Annotated in this window: 17 protein-coding genes; 6 read left to right on the forward strand and 11 right to left on the reverse strand. The window is 35.4% G+C overall.

Annotated features, from left to right (window positions below; genetic code table 11):
* Positions 1–188: 188 nt before the first annotated feature.
* Entirely contained in the window at positions 189–1,175 is a 987-nt protein-coding gene (locus ORI89_RS01135) for an isoaspartyl peptidase/L-asparaginase family protein (protein ID WP_268228582.1), read from the reverse strand.
* Positions 1,176–1,258: 83 nt separating this feature from the next.
* A complete protein-coding gene (locus ORI89_RS01140) occupies positions 1,259–1,657 on the reverse strand; it encodes an RNA-binding S4 domain-containing protein (protein WP_268228583.1) in 399 nt (132 codons plus the stop codon).
* 280 nt (positions 1,658–1,937) lie between these two features.
* Between ORI89_RS01140 and ORI89_RS01145 the strand changes: the two genes are divergently transcribed.
* From ORI89_RS01145 to brnQ, 4 genes are all read left to right on the forward strand, one after another.
* Positions 1,938–2,759: a 2,3,4,5-tetrahydropyridine-2,6-dicarboxylate N-succinyltransferase gene (locus ORI89_RS01145; protein WP_268228584.1), complete on the forward strand. Its 822-nt coding sequence runs from the start codon at positions 1,938–1,940 to the stop codon at positions 2,757–2,759.
* An 8-nt stretch (positions 2,760–2,767) separates the two neighbouring features.
* Positions 2,768–3,346: an L-threonylcarbamoyladenylate synthase gene (locus ORI89_RS01150; RefSeq protein ID WP_268228585.1), complete on the forward strand. Its 579-nt coding sequence runs from the start codon at positions 2,768–2,770 to the stop codon at positions 3,344–3,346.
* Between the two features lie 126 nt (positions 3,347–3,472).
* On the forward strand, positions 3,473–4,312 hold the full coding sequence (gene folP / locus ORI89_RS01155; RefSeq protein WP_268228586.1) for a dihydropteroate synthase: 840 nt from the start codon (positions 3,473–3,475) through the stop codon (positions 4,310–4,312).
* A gap of 106 nt (positions 4,313–4,418) precedes the next feature.
* Positions 4,419–5,702, forward strand: coding sequence for a branched-chain amino acid transport system II carrier protein (gene brnQ / locus ORI89_RS01160; protein ID WP_268228587.1), 1,284 nt, complete (start codon positions 4,419–4,421; stop codon positions 5,700–5,702).
* 80 nt (positions 5,703–5,782) lie between these two features.
* On the opposite strand, the gene metG is transcribed toward brnQ, so the two are convergent.
* Positions 5,783–7,852 (reverse strand): methionine--tRNA ligase, encoded by a 2,070-nt coding sequence (gene metG, locus ORI89_RS01165; RefSeq protein WP_268228588.1) that lies wholly within the window; start codon positions 7,850–7,852, stop codon positions 5,783–5,785.
* A 279-nt stretch (positions 7,853–8,131) separates the two neighbouring features.
* Between metG and ORI89_RS01170 the strand changes: the two genes are divergently transcribed.
* Together ORI89_RS01170 and pckA are read left to right on the forward strand one after the other, a co-directional pair.
* Complete coding sequence (locus tag ORI89_RS01170) at positions 8,132–9,031, forward strand: S66 peptidase family protein (RefSeq protein ID WP_268228589.1); 900 nt, start codon at positions 8,132–8,134, stop codon at positions 9,029–9,031.
* 402 nt (positions 9,032–9,433) lie between these two features.
* A complete protein-coding gene (gene pckA, locus ORI89_RS01175; protein WP_268228590.1) occupies positions 9,434–11,047 on the forward strand; it encodes a phosphoenolpyruvate carboxykinase (ATP) in 1,614 nt (537 codons plus the stop codon).
* Positions 11,048–11,121: 74 nt separating this feature from the next.
* Here pckA and ORI89_RS01180 read toward each other — a convergent pair whose 3' ends face one another.
* The 8 genes from ORI89_RS01180 to ORI89_RS01215 form a co-directional block, all read right to left on the reverse strand.
* Positions 11,122–11,586: an ABC transporter ATPase gene (locus ORI89_RS01180; RefSeq protein WP_268228591.1), complete on the reverse strand. Its 465-nt coding sequence runs from the start codon at positions 11,584–11,586 to the stop codon at positions 11,122–11,124.
* Between the two features lie 19 nt (positions 11,587–11,605).
* A complete protein-coding gene (locus ORI89_RS01185; protein ID WP_268228592.1) occupies positions 11,606–12,139 on the reverse strand; it encodes a DUF420 domain-containing protein in 534 nt (177 codons plus the stop codon).
* A 4-nt stretch (positions 12,140–12,143) separates the two neighbouring features.
* A complete protein-coding gene (locus tag ORI89_RS01190; protein ID WP_268228593.1) occupies positions 12,144–12,875 on the reverse strand; it encodes an SCO family protein in 732 nt (243 codons plus the stop codon).
* A 16-nt stretch (positions 12,876–12,891) separates the two neighbouring features.
* The gene (locus ORI89_RS01195; protein WP_268228594.1) at positions 12,892–13,260 is read right to left on the reverse strand and encodes a cytochrome C oxidase subunit IV family protein; all 369 of its coding nucleotides are present in this window, start codon (positions 13,258–13,260) and stop codon (positions 12,892–12,894) included.
* A 32-nt stretch (positions 13,261–13,292) separates the two neighbouring features.
* On the reverse strand, positions 13,293–14,030 hold the full coding sequence (locus ORI89_RS01200; RefSeq protein WP_268228595.1) for a cytochrome c oxidase subunit 3: 738 nt from the start codon (positions 14,028–14,030) through the stop codon (positions 13,293–13,295).
* Between the two features lie 9 nt (positions 14,031–14,039).
* Complete coding sequence (locus ORI89_RS01205) at positions 14,040–14,624, reverse strand: cytochrome c oxidase subunit 3 (protein WP_268228596.1); 585 nt, start codon at positions 14,622–14,624, stop codon at positions 14,040–14,042.
* The gene (gene cyoE, locus ORI89_RS01210; protein ID WP_268228597.1) at positions 14,625–15,533 is read right to left on the reverse strand and encodes a heme o synthase; all 909 of its coding nucleotides are present in this window, start codon (positions 15,531–15,533) and stop codon (positions 14,625–14,627) included.
* 63 nt (positions 15,534–15,596) lie between these two features.
* A complete protein-coding gene (locus ORI89_RS01215; RefSeq protein WP_268228598.1) occupies positions 15,597–16,640 on the reverse strand; it encodes a COX15/CtaA family protein in 1,044 nt (347 codons plus the stop codon).
* Positions 16,641–16,649: the final 9 nt, after the last annotated feature.

Below are 16,649 nucleotides of genomic sequence, written 5' to 3' on the forward strand. Positions count from 1 at the left end.
TCATCATTAACGTCACATCATGAAAACCTCCAAGGCATTACCCACATAGTTACTTCTATTACACTTCCATCACCCTATCTATACTATAGCTATCATATTAAAACCTACTACTCTATTTAGTAGCGACTTGTTGAAGAAAATCAAATGAAAAACCTTTCCCAATCTCATCAGTCAGTTAATCTCATCATTTAATCAGCAGCATAAATCTCTACTACTATCTTTCCTTCCGCTGTTACTATTCCTCGATACATACCTTCTGTGTTAAAAGGCATCGCTACATTACCATCTTTATCTAACGCAATCATCCCTCCGTTACCACCAAGTTCTTCAATTTTATTAATTACATTTTTCGCAGCTTGTTCAACTCCTACGGATAAATAATTAATTTGTGCCGCAACATCATATGCCGCAACAGTACGTATATAAAACTCACCCCAACCTGTACATGAAACAGCCACCTGACTATCAGCATAATTACCTGCACCTATCACCGGTGAATCTCCTATCCTTCCATACTTTTTATTTGTCATTCCTCCAGTAGAAGTTCCAGCGGCAAGATTACCGTAATTATCCAAAGCAACACACCCCACAGTCCCGAATTTCTCATCAACAATCTTTGCAAACTCTATAGCATTAGCCTGATGATCTAATTCAGTCTTATCTGCATCACGTTCTAATATTCTTTGTAATGCTTCCCATCGAGGTTTCGTCCAAAAATAAGAGGGGGCAACGATTTCAACACCTTGTGCTTCTGCGAATTTCTCAGCGCCGTCACCAACCATCATCACATGTTCAGATCGCTCCATAACTGTTCGAGCAGCAACTATAGGATTTCTAATTGTAGATACCCCTGCAATGGCTCCCGCTTTCAAAGTTTTTCCATCCATAATAGAAGCATCCAGTTCGTTCTTTCCTTCATTATTAAAAACCGCTCCTTTTCCCGCATTAAAAAGAGGAGAATCTTCCATAACCCTAATAGATGCTTCCACGGCTTCAATACTTGTTCTGCCATCTTTTAACTGCTTATAACCGACCTCTAAAGATCTCGTTAAGACAGCAACATAAGCTTGCTCTAATGAGTCGGACATATTTTTTTTCAAAATAGTACCTGCTCCGCCATGAATGGCTAAAACAATTTTATCCGAATTATTTTGAGAAAAGACTTTATTGTGCATATTATACAGCAAAAAAAGAGAAAAAATAAAAATTAACCTTAAAATCATGATGTAGTTTCGTTTTACAAATTCAGTTCACAGCACTATTCATCCCACCAATCAGACTTCAGATCGTCAATTTCTCTTCGGTCCTTTTTAGTCGGTCGTCCTGCACCACGATCTCGTTTTAAAACAGGCGCATGAAAAACAGACTTATAAGCGTACGTTTCCTCCACAGGAGTGCGGTCCTCATAAAACTGTACAGCAGTTTTCGCATCAACACGTCGTTCCAATAATCCGGTTACAAAAACAACTTTCTTTTCAACACCTTTCTGCACAACATAAGTATCACCCACCTTCACCACATAAGATGCTTTTATATTTTGCCCATTCACCTTCACTCGACCTGCTTTACAGGCCTCCGTAGCTAAACTTCGTGTCTTAAAAATACGAATAGCCCATAAGTATTTATCGATTCTTAGTTTTTCAGGTTCTACACTCATACACAAAAATAACAATTCCAACTATCTTAAAAGAAACTCTGCACAATACAACAACAAGATCAGCAAATCACATCATCGATGTTTGCATAAAACTCGACTTTTTTATAAAAAACACATATTATCTATCAATTGCCTACAACTATTTCACTGTTTTTTTTAACCTTTGCATAGTAGTAACCATATTCTTACAAACAAACAAATTAAAAGAATATGCATACTCCCCTTTACCCTTCGTGTAATTACACAATGAATACTATAGTTAAATTTTAAACATAAAAAAATGGCACTACAAAAACTCCAAATACTCATCGAAGCTGCCTGGGATAATCGACAATTACTAGCTTACAGAGAGTATCAAGAAGCTATTGAACTCATTATCCAAAAACTGGACACAGGAGAGATTCGTGTAGCCGAACCTATAGGTGCAGATTGGCATGTAAATGAGTGGATTAAAAAAGCCGTTATATTATATTTCCCTATAAACGAAATGAAGGTAATAAACAACACGCCTTTTACCTATCATGACAAAATAAAATTAAAAAACAACTTCGAAGAAACAGGTGTTCGCGTAGTCCCTGGAGCATCCGCTCGTTATGGTTCCTATCTTGCCAAAGGCGTGATTATGATGCCGTCCTATGTAAATATAGGAGCTTTTATAGATGAGGAGAGCATGATTGACACATGGGCTACTGTTGGTTCTTGTGCACAAATCGGCAAACATGTACATCTGAGCGGAGGTGTGGGGGTAGGAGGCGTATTAGAGCCCATTCAAGCTGCTCCCGTAATAATAGAAGACCATGCGTTTATTGGCTCCCGTTGTATTGTGGTAGAAGGTGTTCATATAGGAGCAGAAGCTGTTTTAGGAGCAAATGTCGTCTTAACAGCTTCCACAAAAATAATTGATGTTTCTGAGAATAAACCCAAAGAATATACAGGTTATGTCCCAGCACGCTCAGTTGTCATACCTGGTTCTTACACGAAAACTTTTTCAGCTGGAGAATATCAAGTACCTTGCGCACTAATTATCGGTAAGCGAAAAGAATCAACCGATAAAAAAACATCATTAAATAATGCGCTACGTGAAAATAACGTAGCCATATAATTAGAAAAATGCAGAATACTGTTAATAGAGACGATGTCAATAAAGCCCTAGAGACATTGAGAAATGGAGGACTTATTTTATATCCCACAGATACTATTTGGGGAATAGGCTGCGATGCTACAAATGAAGAAGCAGTCGAAAAAATATATGCTCTAAAAGAAAGAGATAAAACAAAAAGCATGATTGTGTTACTGCACAATGATAATCAGTTAGCCGGCTATGTTAATGATATTCCAGAAGTAGTATACGACCTCATTGAATATAGCGAACGCCCCATTACTATCATCTATTCCAAGGCTAAAAACATTGCCCCAAATGCTATAGCGCAAAACGGCAGCGTAGGTATTCGTATTGTCAATCATCCGTTTTGTCAACAATTACTTCAACGCTTCAAAAAACCTATAATTTCAACCTCAGCTAATCTAAGCGGACAAACATCTCCTAAAAACTTCGACGAGATTGACAATAATATAAAACAAGCTGTAGATTATATTGTAGAGTACGATCAAAATAAAGAAGGTGATGGTAAATCATCTATTGTAATGAAAATAGACCCTAGTGGTATGTTTGAGTTTATACGTAAATAATTTATTGCTGACATCTACGCTTACTTAAGCTCTCTAATTGACAAATGACTATTTAGTGCTCAATGTTTCAACAACCCAAGCTAAGATGACATAGGGTTACTCTGACTTTTATTATCTTCGTCAAACATGATCAAATTAAAAACATACCCTACACAATCCATTAAAGCCTCAGACAGAATACTAACATTTGAAAGGCCTCTCGTCATGGGCATTCTTAACGTTACGCCAGATTCTTTTTTTGATGGTGGCAAACATGAAGGAATCAACCAAGCACTGTCGCATACAACCAAACTTATTGAAGAAGGAGTAGATATTATTGATATAGGTGCATATTCTTCAAGGCCCGGCGCCCCACTCATTAGTGCTACAGAAGAATTAAACAGAGCCTTACCTATTATTAAGAAGCTAAGAGAACTTCACCCTGACACTTTATTATCTATAGACACTTTCCGAGCAGAAGTAGCACAAAGATGCGTAGAGGCGGGAGTGCACATCATTAATGATATATCTGGAGGAACATTAGATAAACAAATGTTCCCAGCCGTAGCCGAACTCCAAGTGCCCTATATTTTAATGCACATGCGAGGCAAGCCAGAGACTATGCAGCAACTAACACAATACGAGGATATAGTAGAAGATGTGGGAGAAGCACTAGCAAAAAAAATAGCGGCACTACGTGAATTGGGGGTAAAAGATATAATGATAGATCCTGGTTTTGGCTTCGCAAAAACAGTAGAACAAAGTCATGAGCTATTGTATAGAATAGATGAATTACACTACTTAGGACTGCCAATTTTAGGAGGTATATCCCGTAAATCTATGATTTACAAAAAACTAGACATCACTCCTTCCCAATCACTAACTGGAACCATTGCAATGAATACACTATTATTAGAAAGAGGAGTGCATGTCCTTCGAGTACATGATGTGAAAGAAGCTAAGCAATTAATCAAGCTTTTGTATTAATAAAATTGTACTTTTATCGATTCAGTGAATCGATAAAGAAACAAAATAAACATATTTTGTTTCTAATAAATATAAACCTACATGGTTTATTAATCTAACTTATATTTTGAAAAAAACAAGAGACATTCTAACGATAGGTTTCGCATTATTTGCTATGTTTTTTGGAGCAGGAAACCTATTATTGCCCCCATTTATCGGCATGCAAGTTGGCCAACATATATGGATTACAATCCTAGCTTTTGGCCTCACAGGTATACTCTTACCCTTTTTTGGTGTGTTATCAGTTACCAACGCTGGAGATTCTTTTAATGACTTAGGCAATCGCATAAACAAAAATGTTGCTGCTATTTTGGGTACTATCATTATGATCTGTATCGGCCCCTTAATTGCTATTCCTAGAACCGCAGCAACCACCTACGAAGTCGGTATACTACCATCCTTTCCTACTAGCCAACCGATATGGACCTCTATATCTTTTTTTGCCGTTACGTGGTTGTTTTCCATAGTCCCATCTAAAGTAGTAGATCTTGTCGGAAATATCTTAACTCCTCTTTTATTACTCCTTCTTATTATACTTATCTCGATTGGAATCACTCAGCCTATCGATAATCCGGATATCTCTTCTTTATCAACAATGGATTCATTTTCTTTAGGATTCACAGAAGGATATCAAACATTAGACGTCTTAGCCTCAGTTATATTTGCTGGAATAATAATAACCGCAACCAAGTCAAAAGGCTACACGTCGACGAGTGAAAAAAACAAAATAGTGATCGCCGCAGGAGCCTTAGCTGCACTATCTCTATTAATCATTTATGGAGGTCTAATCTATTTAGGTGCAACCTCGGGCATAAATGATATTGAAATCAAACGTTCAGAGCTTTTAATACATATATCTAAATCTTTATTAGGCAAATATGGCACACTTGCCATCGCAATAAGTATAGCCTTAGCTTGCCTAACAACTGCAATAGCTCTCACTTCAGCGTTTGGGACCTTCTTTAATCAACTCACACAGAACAAGGTTAGCTATAAAGTATTAGTTACTATATGTTGTATATTTTCATGTGGGCTTTCCATAGGTGGCGTTGACACAATCATACAGTTTGCTTATCCGCCATTAGCTTTTGTCTACCCTATTGTTATTACTTTAGTTTTATACTTTGTCATATTCGGTCAAATTATAAAGTCTAAAGCACCTTACATAGGCGCCTTAATCGGCTCTACAATAGTAGCCTTATTGGGTCTCTTAAAAGCATTAAACCTGTTAAGTGAAAAAACATTACAACTGTTAAATTATATCCCTTTTTTTGAATATGATCTAGGCTGGGTTATACCTTCTGCTCTTCTTTTTCTCATTTTCTACATAGTAGATAAAATAAAAACATAAAGCTATAACATTAAGTCCCATAAAAAAAGGCACTCTATTCTACTTATATAGTGCCTTTTTTATGCGGTAATAATACAGAACTATCGTACCGAACTTCCTTCTTTTATTGAAGTCTTAGGATTGACAAAATCCAATCGACCATCCGTATCCTCTGCCATAAGTATCATCCCTTGAGAGGTTATACCTTTAATATTTCTAGGCTCTAGGTTTACTAAAATGGAAACTTGTTTACCCACGATATCTTCTGGACTGAAAAACTCGGCTATGCCTGACACTATCGTACGCTGATCTATCCCCGTATCAACTTTTAATTTTAAAAGCTTTTTCGTCTTAGCTACTTTCTCTGCTTCTATAATTGTGCCGATTCGGATATCCATCTTCAAAAAATCGTCATAACTAATATTAGGTTTGGCCGGTTCAACAGTTGTTGCTTCTAAAACATTTAGCGCTTTAGCATCCGCCAGTTTCTGCAACTGAAAAGCAACCTGTTCATCCGTTATTTTCTCAAATAGCAATTGGGATTCCCCCAATTTATGTCCATTTTCCAGTAGTGAGTCACTACCTACTTTGTTCCAATCCTGCGCTTGCAAATTTAACATACTTAAAAGTTTATCTGCAGTTTTTGGTAAAAAAGCTTGTGCTATTAAACTCAAATTAGCAACAATTTGAGCTGCAACATAAAGCACAGTTTTCACACGCTCTTCATCCTCTTTATAGATTTTCCATGGTTCCTCATCCGCAAGATATTTATTACCTAAACGGCCAATATTCATAAAATGACTTAAAGCTTCACGAAAACGATATTGCGTTAAAGATTTTTCAATTTCTTTAGGAAATTTTTCCAACTCGGCTAATATAGTCTGATCGTGATCTGTCAGTACCGACCCAATACTTACTAGACCATTAAAGTATTTATGCGACAACACCATTACCCTGTTAACAAAATTACCCAAAATAGCAACTAACTCATTGTTAACACGTGCCTGAAAATCTTTCCAAGTAAACTCACTATCAGATGTCTCGGGAAGAATTGAAGTTAATACATAACGTAGTTCGTCTTGTTTACCTGGAAATTCTTGTAAATACTCATGCAACCATACAGCATGGTTTCTCGAAGTAGATAATTTATCACCTTCTAAATTTAAGAACTCATTAGCAGGTACATTTTGAGGTAATATATAATCACCATGCGCATGTAAAATGGCAGGAAATATAATACAATGGAATACAATATTATCTTTACCTATAAAGTGTATCAGTGTAGAGTCTTCCTCAGGATTTTGTTGTGTTTTCCAGTAATCCTCCCAGTTTTTACGATTATCTAACGCCCATTGCTTAGTCGCAGAAATATAACCAATAGGAGCATCAAGCCATACATATAGTTTTTTACCTATAGCTTCTTCTAATGGCACATCCACCCCCCAATCTAAATCACGTGTCATTGAGCGAGGTTGCAACCCAAACTTCAGCCAAGATTGACACTGACCAAAAACATTCGACTTTAAAACATCCTTCTTACCTTCTATTAACCAATTTTCCAACCACGGTTGGTATTTATCTAAAGGAAGATACCAATGCTTAGTTTCTTTTAAAACTGGTGTCTTTCCACTCAATGTAGACTTAGGGTTAATAAGATCTGTAGGGTTTAACGATGTACCACATTTCTCACATTGATCGCCATACGCCCCTTCACTATGACAGTGTGGACAAGTTCCCACAATATAACGATCTGCTAAAAATTGATTAAATTCTTCGTCATAATATTGCTCCGAAAATTTTTCAACAAATTCTCCTTTTTCATACAGATTGGTAAAGAACTCCTGCGACAATTCATGATGTATCTGTTCTGAAGTCCGGTGATAAATATCAAATTGAATTCCAAATTCTTCAAAGCTTTCTTTTATCAACGCATTATACTTATCTATAATCTCTTTTGGAGTAACCCCTTCTTTTTTTGCCTTTATTGTAATAGCAGCACCATGTTCATCTGAGCCACATACATAAACAACATCCTTATTCTTCAAACGCAAGAAACGGACAAAAATATCTCCTGGAATGTATGCACCCGCAAGATGACCTATATGCAATGGACCATTAGAATAAGGCAATGCAGATGTTATTGTAAAACGATTTTTGGATAAAATACTCAACTTATGGTGCTTTTTAAATTAATAAGAATAAATAAACCTGTCTTTGAACAGTTTATTTCACAAAGATAACGCAATTTGCAATTAAAATGCAGCTTACTAATGAAAAAAACAAGTTTTAGAGAACAAGCTAAATAGCTATTTTTACAGGAAAAATATAAAATCATTATAACCCATTTCTTGAACTAACACCAACAATATCACAAAAAACATAAATAACAATATCCTATACCCATAGTAAGATTATTTTAAATAAATTAGCTCTCCACAGATTATATAAAAATGAAAACACCCGACTTTCTCAAAAAAGGAGACACTGTTGCTATCGTATGTCCTGCCAGCTATATTAAAGATCATATAAAAAATAGTTTATCCATCTTAAACAGTTGGGGGCTAGATGTAAAAATTGGAGAAACAGTAAATGCCCAGCATCATCAGTTTGCCGGGACAGATAGATTAAGAGCGTCTGACCTACAAAATGCTTTAGATATGCCCAATATTAAAGCAATCTTTGCAGCTAGAGGTGGCTACGGAACCGTCCGGATTATAGATGACATAAACTTCACCAACTTTGTAAAAAAACCAAAATGGATTATAGGTTTTAGCGATATTACTGTTTTGCACAGCCACATACATCATAATTTCAATATCCCTACAGTTCATGGACAAATGCCAAAGTCTTTTGATAACAGTACACTCGAAGCCCTTGATTCATTAAGAGACACTTTATTTGGCAATATTCAAATTTTTCAACACAAACAAACTGTTTTTCTTAATCGTCCTGGTATTGCGGAGGGGCAAATAATTGGTGGCAACCTTGCTATTCTTCATAGCCTAATAGGGTCTCAATCCGACATGAATTACGAAGGGAAAATTCTATTTATTGAAGACGTTGGAGAAAAGATGTATAATATAGACAGGATGTTGTGGACATTAAAAAGAGCAAATAAACTAGAAGGTTTGGCCGGTTTAATAATAGGATCTTTTAGCTCGATGAAAGACAGTACCCCATCTTTTGGTCAGTCAATAGAAGAAATAATTTTAGAAAAAGTACAAGAATATAGTTTCCCAGTGGCTTTTCATTATCCAGCAGGACATATAGAAAACAATCATAGTCTAATATTGGGCAAACAAGTAAAAATGCATGTTGACAAACACGAAATAAAAATCCTATACATATAGTTGCCGCAACAACATAAGGCATTAATAATTCTCATTCAATATTTTAAAAGCTACTCTACTCTAATTAACCAAACATATATATTTACCCCAAAGCCACCAGGGTTAAATCCGAAGATTAAAATCGCTTTAATAACAAATTGAAATAAAAAAAGCGAATAACAAGCACTTAAAACGAAGAAAATTCCGCAAAACAACAATACAACAAACAAAACACAGTGTTTTCGTGTTAAAAGTTTTTTAACAAACTCAACATTTAGGGTAGTCTATTATTAGTATTTCTTCTAAAAAAAAGACAAATCATCAACAAATCAAGGTATTTATTCAATTCTTAGTGAAAAGAAAACATAACAACTTTAACTTACATATTCTACCTAAATTAGCACTGTAAAAACAAATTATGATATGACTATGGAAATGGAATATCCAAATCCAGTGAGTATCCAAAAGAATTTGGATGGATTGGCAAAAAAAGTATATTTCAATCTGGATGCTAAGACTCTCGTTGAACAGACCGTTCAACTAAAACAAGGTACTATAAGTGATCGTGGAGCACTTTGCATTGAAACTGGAAAGTTTACAGGACGATCGCCTAAAGACCGTTTCATCGTAAAAGATGACTCTACCAGTAAAATCATTGATTGGGGCGAAATAAATATCCCTATATCTCCTAACATCTTTGACAACCTTTATGAAAAAATGTTAACGTTTCTAAGCGGTAAAGATGTGTGGATTAGACAGTGTTTTGCCGGAGCAGACCCAGCGTATAGAATTGGAGTAACGGCGATCAACACAACCCCTTGGGCCAATTTATTTTGTCACCATTTATTTATTAGGCCAAATCAGACTGAATTACGAGACTACAAAGAAGATTGGACTATTCTTCAAATACCAGAATTCTTAGCCAACCCGGAAGTCGATGGAACACGACAAGAGAATTTTTCTATCATAAATTTCACAAAAAAGATAATTCTCATCGGTGGCACAGCCTATACTGGAGAAATGAAAAAAGGCATATTCTCGGTTTTAAACTTTATCTTACCTTATGAGAAAAATGTCTTACCTATGCATTGTTCGGCAAACGAAGGTGATGAAGGTGATGTTGCTCTCTTTTTTGGTCTTAGTGGAACAGGAAAAACAACACTTTCTGCAGATGCCAACAGAAAACTTATTGGAGATGATGAACATGGCTGGGCTGATAATACAGTATTTAATTTTGAAGGAGGTTGCTATGCAAAATGTATAGATTTAAGCGAAGAAAAAGAACCTGAAATCTATGCTGCAATAAAATCACACACATTACTAGAGAACACACTTTTTCACAAAGACAGTAATATCGTCGATTTCAATAATTCTTCAATCACAGAAAATACAAGAGCAGCATATCCCATACACTACATTCTAAATTCAAAACCACAATCCATTGGAGATACTCCAAAAAACATATTTTTTCTAACATGTGACGCATACGGCATACTACCACCTATTTCCAAATTAACAAAAGCACAAGCCATGTATCATTTTATTTCTGGATATACAGCTAAAGTTGCAGGCACAGAAGTAGGAGTTACAGAGCCACAAACCACTTTTTCAGCTTGTTTTGGACGTGTGTTTTTGCCCGATAATCCAATAAGATATGCAGAACTATTAGGTGAGAAATTAGCCAAACATACTGAGGTCAATGTATGGTTAGTCAATACAGGTTGGACCGGTGGAGCTTATGGAACCGGTAAACGAATCAGCTTAAAACACACACGCTGCCTAGTTCAGGCAGCAATATCTGGAGCATTAAATAATGTAGACTATATCCCTCATCACATTTTTGGTATTTTAGTGCCTCAAACGTGTCCAAATGTGCCAGCAGAATTGCTCAACCCCCAAAAAACTTGGAATAGCAGTAAAGCGTATGATAGAGAAGCGTCAAAGTTAGCTAAACAGTTTATAGAAAACTTTAGACAGTATGAAAACAGAGCCAATCTTGAAATAAAAAGTGCTTCTCCAAGAAGCAGCAACGTATAATAAAAGCAGCCCAAGATTTTACATCTTGGGCTGCTTTTATTAATTCTTACAGGTATAGTCCTTAAATCATTATACTATCCTAAGAAAACCTGACCATGCCAACTGTCCTTTAATGAGACTTCCCACTTAGTGGTAAATTCTTCCCCGTTAGTAAGTAAATTATTAAAAACAGTTGTTTTTTCGTTTACAATTCCTTCTCTTATCAACCGTTCAAATTGATCTCTAGAAACTAACTCAATAGGCGTGTTACTGTTTAGTCGATAAGCTATCAAGGTACGATCAAATAAATCGATATTTAACCTACTAGCTATATCTTTCAGCAAATGAACAGATTTATCAATAGAACACCCTGTAACCATTGCCTGACTTTCATCAACTTTTAAAATAATAAAGAGATTGTACTTTATCTCAAATGATCCCAAAAGCCGATCTCCATGTGCCGTCCACTGTTTTACAAACTCACTTAAATCCCCCCTTAACAACTCTAACTCATTCGCTGTAAAAAATCTATTAGCTTGATAAATCCAGACCTTCTCCATCCTAAAAACTAATTAATTACTATGAATAATACGGTGATATCATTAAATAAACTATAACTCCAGTAAAAGCAACGTACAACCACATAGGGTAAGTTATACGAGCAAGCTTCTTATGTCGCTCATATGCCCCAGCAATACCTCTAACAAATGTAATTAATACAAAAGGAATAATAATAATCGATAGCAGTATGTGTGTGATTAATATAAAAAAATAAAAATATCTAACCAAACCTTCACCTCCATATGAAGTCGAGTCGGAAGTCATGTGATACGCGACATACATTACTAAAAAACTAATAGAAAACGCTATGCAAAGTTTTATAAGACGTTCGTGCAACTTAATATTCCCCTTCTTAATCGCATACACCGCAATAATTAAAATTACTCCCGTCAGACCATTTATTGTAGCGTAAATTGGAGGCAAAAAAGATAAAGGCTTTACATCATATCCCAATTTCCTCAAATTCACACCAAAAAGAGCTGCCACAGCTAACGGTATCACTATTGACATAGCAATAATCCACTTTCGATATTTTTTCTCTACCTCTGTCATTATATTATAATTGCTTCTCTACTTTATGTATTTTATTATTTCTAATCTCTTCGATCAATTGTAACCGAATTTCATCTTCTAACCTATCCATCTCACCTTTCAAGCCTATATCATAATAACCTCGTATCCTTCTTTTAGAATCAATTAACACGATCTGATTACCCACAATAAATTTTGTTGAATCTAGCGGATCAATCATAGCATCAATCAACAAATTATCTGTAAAATACTTAAATGATAAAGTATCTGGCTTAGAGGCTATCTGCCATTTTAGATTTTCTAATCCACTGTAAGGTTTAATGAAATCAGTTAAAACTTCAGCAGAATCAGAAGCATCGACAGAAATAGAATAAAAACGAACAGTTGGAGTATGTTGAAAACGATTAGATAACTTCTCAAAGCTATTCAACATTAATCGCGAAAAAGACTGGTCTTGCGTATAAAATAAATGTACAACGCTCATGGCCGTATCGTCGTCTAAAAAGGTTATATGTTCTCCTTTATAATTCGACAATCCAATGGTATCAATAGTATGAAAAATAGTATCAGGAAACTCTCTTCCCATCTTTCTATTTATCTTACCGCTTAAAACTTTATCACCAAAAACCGGAAGAGATACATATTCATTAGCTCCAAACCTATTTAAAGCTATATATAAAAATCCCGGCACCAATAAGATCAATGCCAGGATAAATATTCTAGAATTATTTTTACGAGTATTTTTACTCTTAGACATAATTATACTTTCCTACTTAGTGTGGATAAACAGGATGCGACTGTAAAGCTCCTGCTAAAAAACCACCTTCTATCAAAAGCAGAATAATAAAATAAATAATAAATATAAAAGCTACACTACAAGTCACTATAAAGCCAGACTTTTCAAATTTTAAGTGCATAAAGTAAGCTACAATATAATAAGCTTTCATCAAGGTGAGAATGATGTAAACAACATTTACAAACATACCTTTCTGAATGATTCCCCAATGGTGAACAAATCCTAAAGCAATCAAAAACTCTAAGGCAGTAAGTGCTAAAAGGATGAAGAATATTCTCCAAATTCCTTTTTTATCCATACCTTCTTGCTCGTGCCCTACGGCTACATTATCGTTATGATGTGACATCTCTAATATTTTTTAAATAACAACAGTTATAATTATACCAAATAGAAAAAGGTAAATACAAATACCCATACTAAATCGACAAAATGCCAATAAAGACCTACTTTCTCAACCATTAAATAGGTACCACGTCTTTCAAAAGTATTATTCAAAGTCATAGACAATACAATAATATTTAAAAGTATGCCTATAGACACGTGTACACCGTGGAATCCAGTAATGGTAAAGAAAAGATTTGAAAACTGTAAAGCAGCTGTATACGATATATCTTTTGTAAAGTAAGGCGCTAATATTTCAGCTATAGCGCTTTCTTCTGCTCCAGTTGCAGGATTACGTCCAAACCAAAATCCTTGATGATGTAAATGCTGCCATTCCAAAGCCTGACACCCTAAGAACATTAGACCTCCTAAGATAGTCCACATCATCCATTTCACTACTTCTTGTTTTTGATTTCGATGACCTGCATCAACAGCTAACACTGTAGTAACAGATGACATAATCAAAATAAATGTCATGATCCCGACAAAAACTAAAGGTTGTCCAGAGTCCGTCACAAAAGGTATAGATTGAAATACCTTATCGGCATCAATCCACGTAGGTTGCGCAAACTTTTGTGCACCGTAGTAAATCAAAAATGCCGAGAATGTGAAAGCATCCGATACTAAGAAAAACCAAATCATGATTTTTCCATACTCTAAATTCCAAGGAGACTTACCACCATTCCACGGGCCGTCTTTAACCTTATCCAATTGCGATACAGTTGTTGTACTCATTTTTTACTATTATTGATTCAAAAGTAAGAAAACATAAATATAAATCCATAAAAGATCGAGAAAATGCCAGAAAATACCAGCCAATTCCATACGGAACAAGTTATCTGCAAATTTAGGGGCTCGAAAAGTCCCAATAATACATCTAACAAGTACGATCAAACCCGCAATAATATGTGCCAAATGCATACCAGTAAATACATAGACGAATGACTGAGAAGCATTATTATTAACAAAATATATCCCTCTTTCCGCAAGAACACCCCATGCTTCGACCTGAATAACAAAAAAGGCTATACCCAATACTAAAGTTATAAAAAGCAACAATCTTTGTTTTCCGATTTGCTCAAACTTCGCCGCTCTATATGCAAAATGAAAGCTTAAACTACTTACAATAATAACTGCAGTACTATAAGCAAAAGCTACAGGCAATAAAGTTTTAATTCCTTTATCCACCCCACTTGCGGTATATACAATGAAACCACTAGATAGAGCAGCAAACATCATGAACATACCGATCATACCTAACCATAAGTTAAACTTCTTGGCTTTGCGTCGCTGCAATACTTCTTCTGTTGTCATTCCTATTAACTCCATTTATACAAAGGGAATAAAATCAAATAATAAAATTAATTGCGTCACTGGCAAATAAAAAAAAGATGTAAACATCACTTTTTTAGCAGTTATATCCGTCATTTCACGCCAGTGTCTATAACCATAGTAAGTAAATAACAAAGCTCCTAGCAAAGATACTATGGTAAATACTATTCCTCCAAATCCATAATACATAGGTAAAAAACCTGCAGGTATCATCAAGAAAGCAGAGAAAAATATCATCCAAGCAGATACTTTATCTTTCTTAGTCGTCGGCAACAAACGAAAGCCAGCATTTTTATAATCGTCATCTGCAACCCAAGCAATTGCCCAAAAATGAGGAAACTGCCAAAGAAACTGTATTAAAAAAATGACTATAGGTGTTATAACCATTGCCTTCTCACTTATCGCTGTATATTCGAACCCAAAACCAGCCGCCTTGAATGCTGCATAATACCCTATTAATGGAGGCAATGCACCTGGAAAAGCTCCTACTAGGACAGCTATAGGCGACTTTTGCTTGATGGGAGTATAAACAAAGGCATATAATATAATAGAGAAAACTGATAATAACCCTGCTATAAAATTTAACCTAACCAACAACAAGGTCCCAAAAATGCCCATGAATACACTGAGCACTAAAGCTTGTCCTGTGGTCATTCGACCAGCAGGTAGTGGACGATCTTCCGTTCGCTTCATTAAGCGATCTAAGTCTCGTTCAATTATTTCGTTAAATCCATTTGCCGACCCCGTAACGAAAAAACCACCTACTGTTAAAATTAACCAGTTAATCCAGATGATATCTCCCTGTTGCTTAGCTCCTATCAGAAATGCTACCGATGCGGAAAAAACGACCGTTAATGTCAAACGTAATTTAACTAGCTTATTGAAATCAGATATAAACTGCTTCATGAATAATTATTACCCTACAATGTTATTATACTACAATTACAAAACTCAACATAATAGAACGAACTAACGTTTTAATTTTGTCATTAATAGCATTAAATAGTACTGCGTACCAAAAAGCAAACTTGCAAAAACTAAATGTATAGTTTGAGCAAATGCAGGAACATTAAACCTGGCTAAAACAATTCCCGACAACATCTGTATGCCTACCAAAATCAGTAGCATCCAAGCGTATCTACTTTGTAATGTCAATGAACTAAACTTATTATTTACTAGAACAAAAAGAATAATCGATAGTCCTAGCGAAGTATATGCTAATATTCTATGTAAAAGATAATCACTTCCTAAGCTGTCTATCCAATTTACACGTAGAACACCAGCATCATTCAAATGATCAATTGCTTCACGGACTGCTGTTCCATAAACCACCTGTATCAACATAACTATTAAAGAAAGAATTGCTAATCCTTTTAAAATAGCAGAGCGCTGATTAATAAGTATGGTTCTATTTCTAAATGTTGTAGCTAAATAAAAAGTGTAAATACTAATACAAACTATTACCAATGCCAACAGCATATGAACAGTTATAATCCATGGCATAAGGTTAGTTGAAACTACTATTGAACCTAGCCATGCTTGTAACACAACTACAAATACATTTACTACACTCCAAACAAATATAGCTGGCTTTGATTTTACATAGGTGAAAGCAAAAAAAGCTGCAAACAACAAACAAAAACCAGCAACAGCTCCTGTTAAACGATTTATATATTCAGTCCAAGTCTTGGCGACATTAAACTCCTCATGCTTTAAAATAGACTCATCATTTCTTATCTGATCAGCCTTTTCTTTGTATCCAAAAGCATCAACTATCCGAGCAAAACGTTCATTCTTTTGAGCTCGCCCCTCTACATACTGTTCCTCGTACCCTAACGGTAACTGACTCACATCTGTTGGTGGAATATATTGATTGAAACATTTCGGCCAATCAGGACATCCCATTCCAGACCCTGTACTTCTAACGATACCACCAGCAGCAATTACAAGAAACAATACTATTATCGTAATTCTGTTTGTGTTAATAAATCGTTTTTCAGCAGCAGGATACATATAAACCGT

Source organism: Sphingobacterium sp. UT-1RO-CII-1 (assembly GCF_026711005.1).
Taxonomy (GTDB): domain Bacteria; phylum Bacteroidota; class Bacteroidia; order Sphingobacteriales; family Sphingobacteriaceae; genus Sphingobacterium.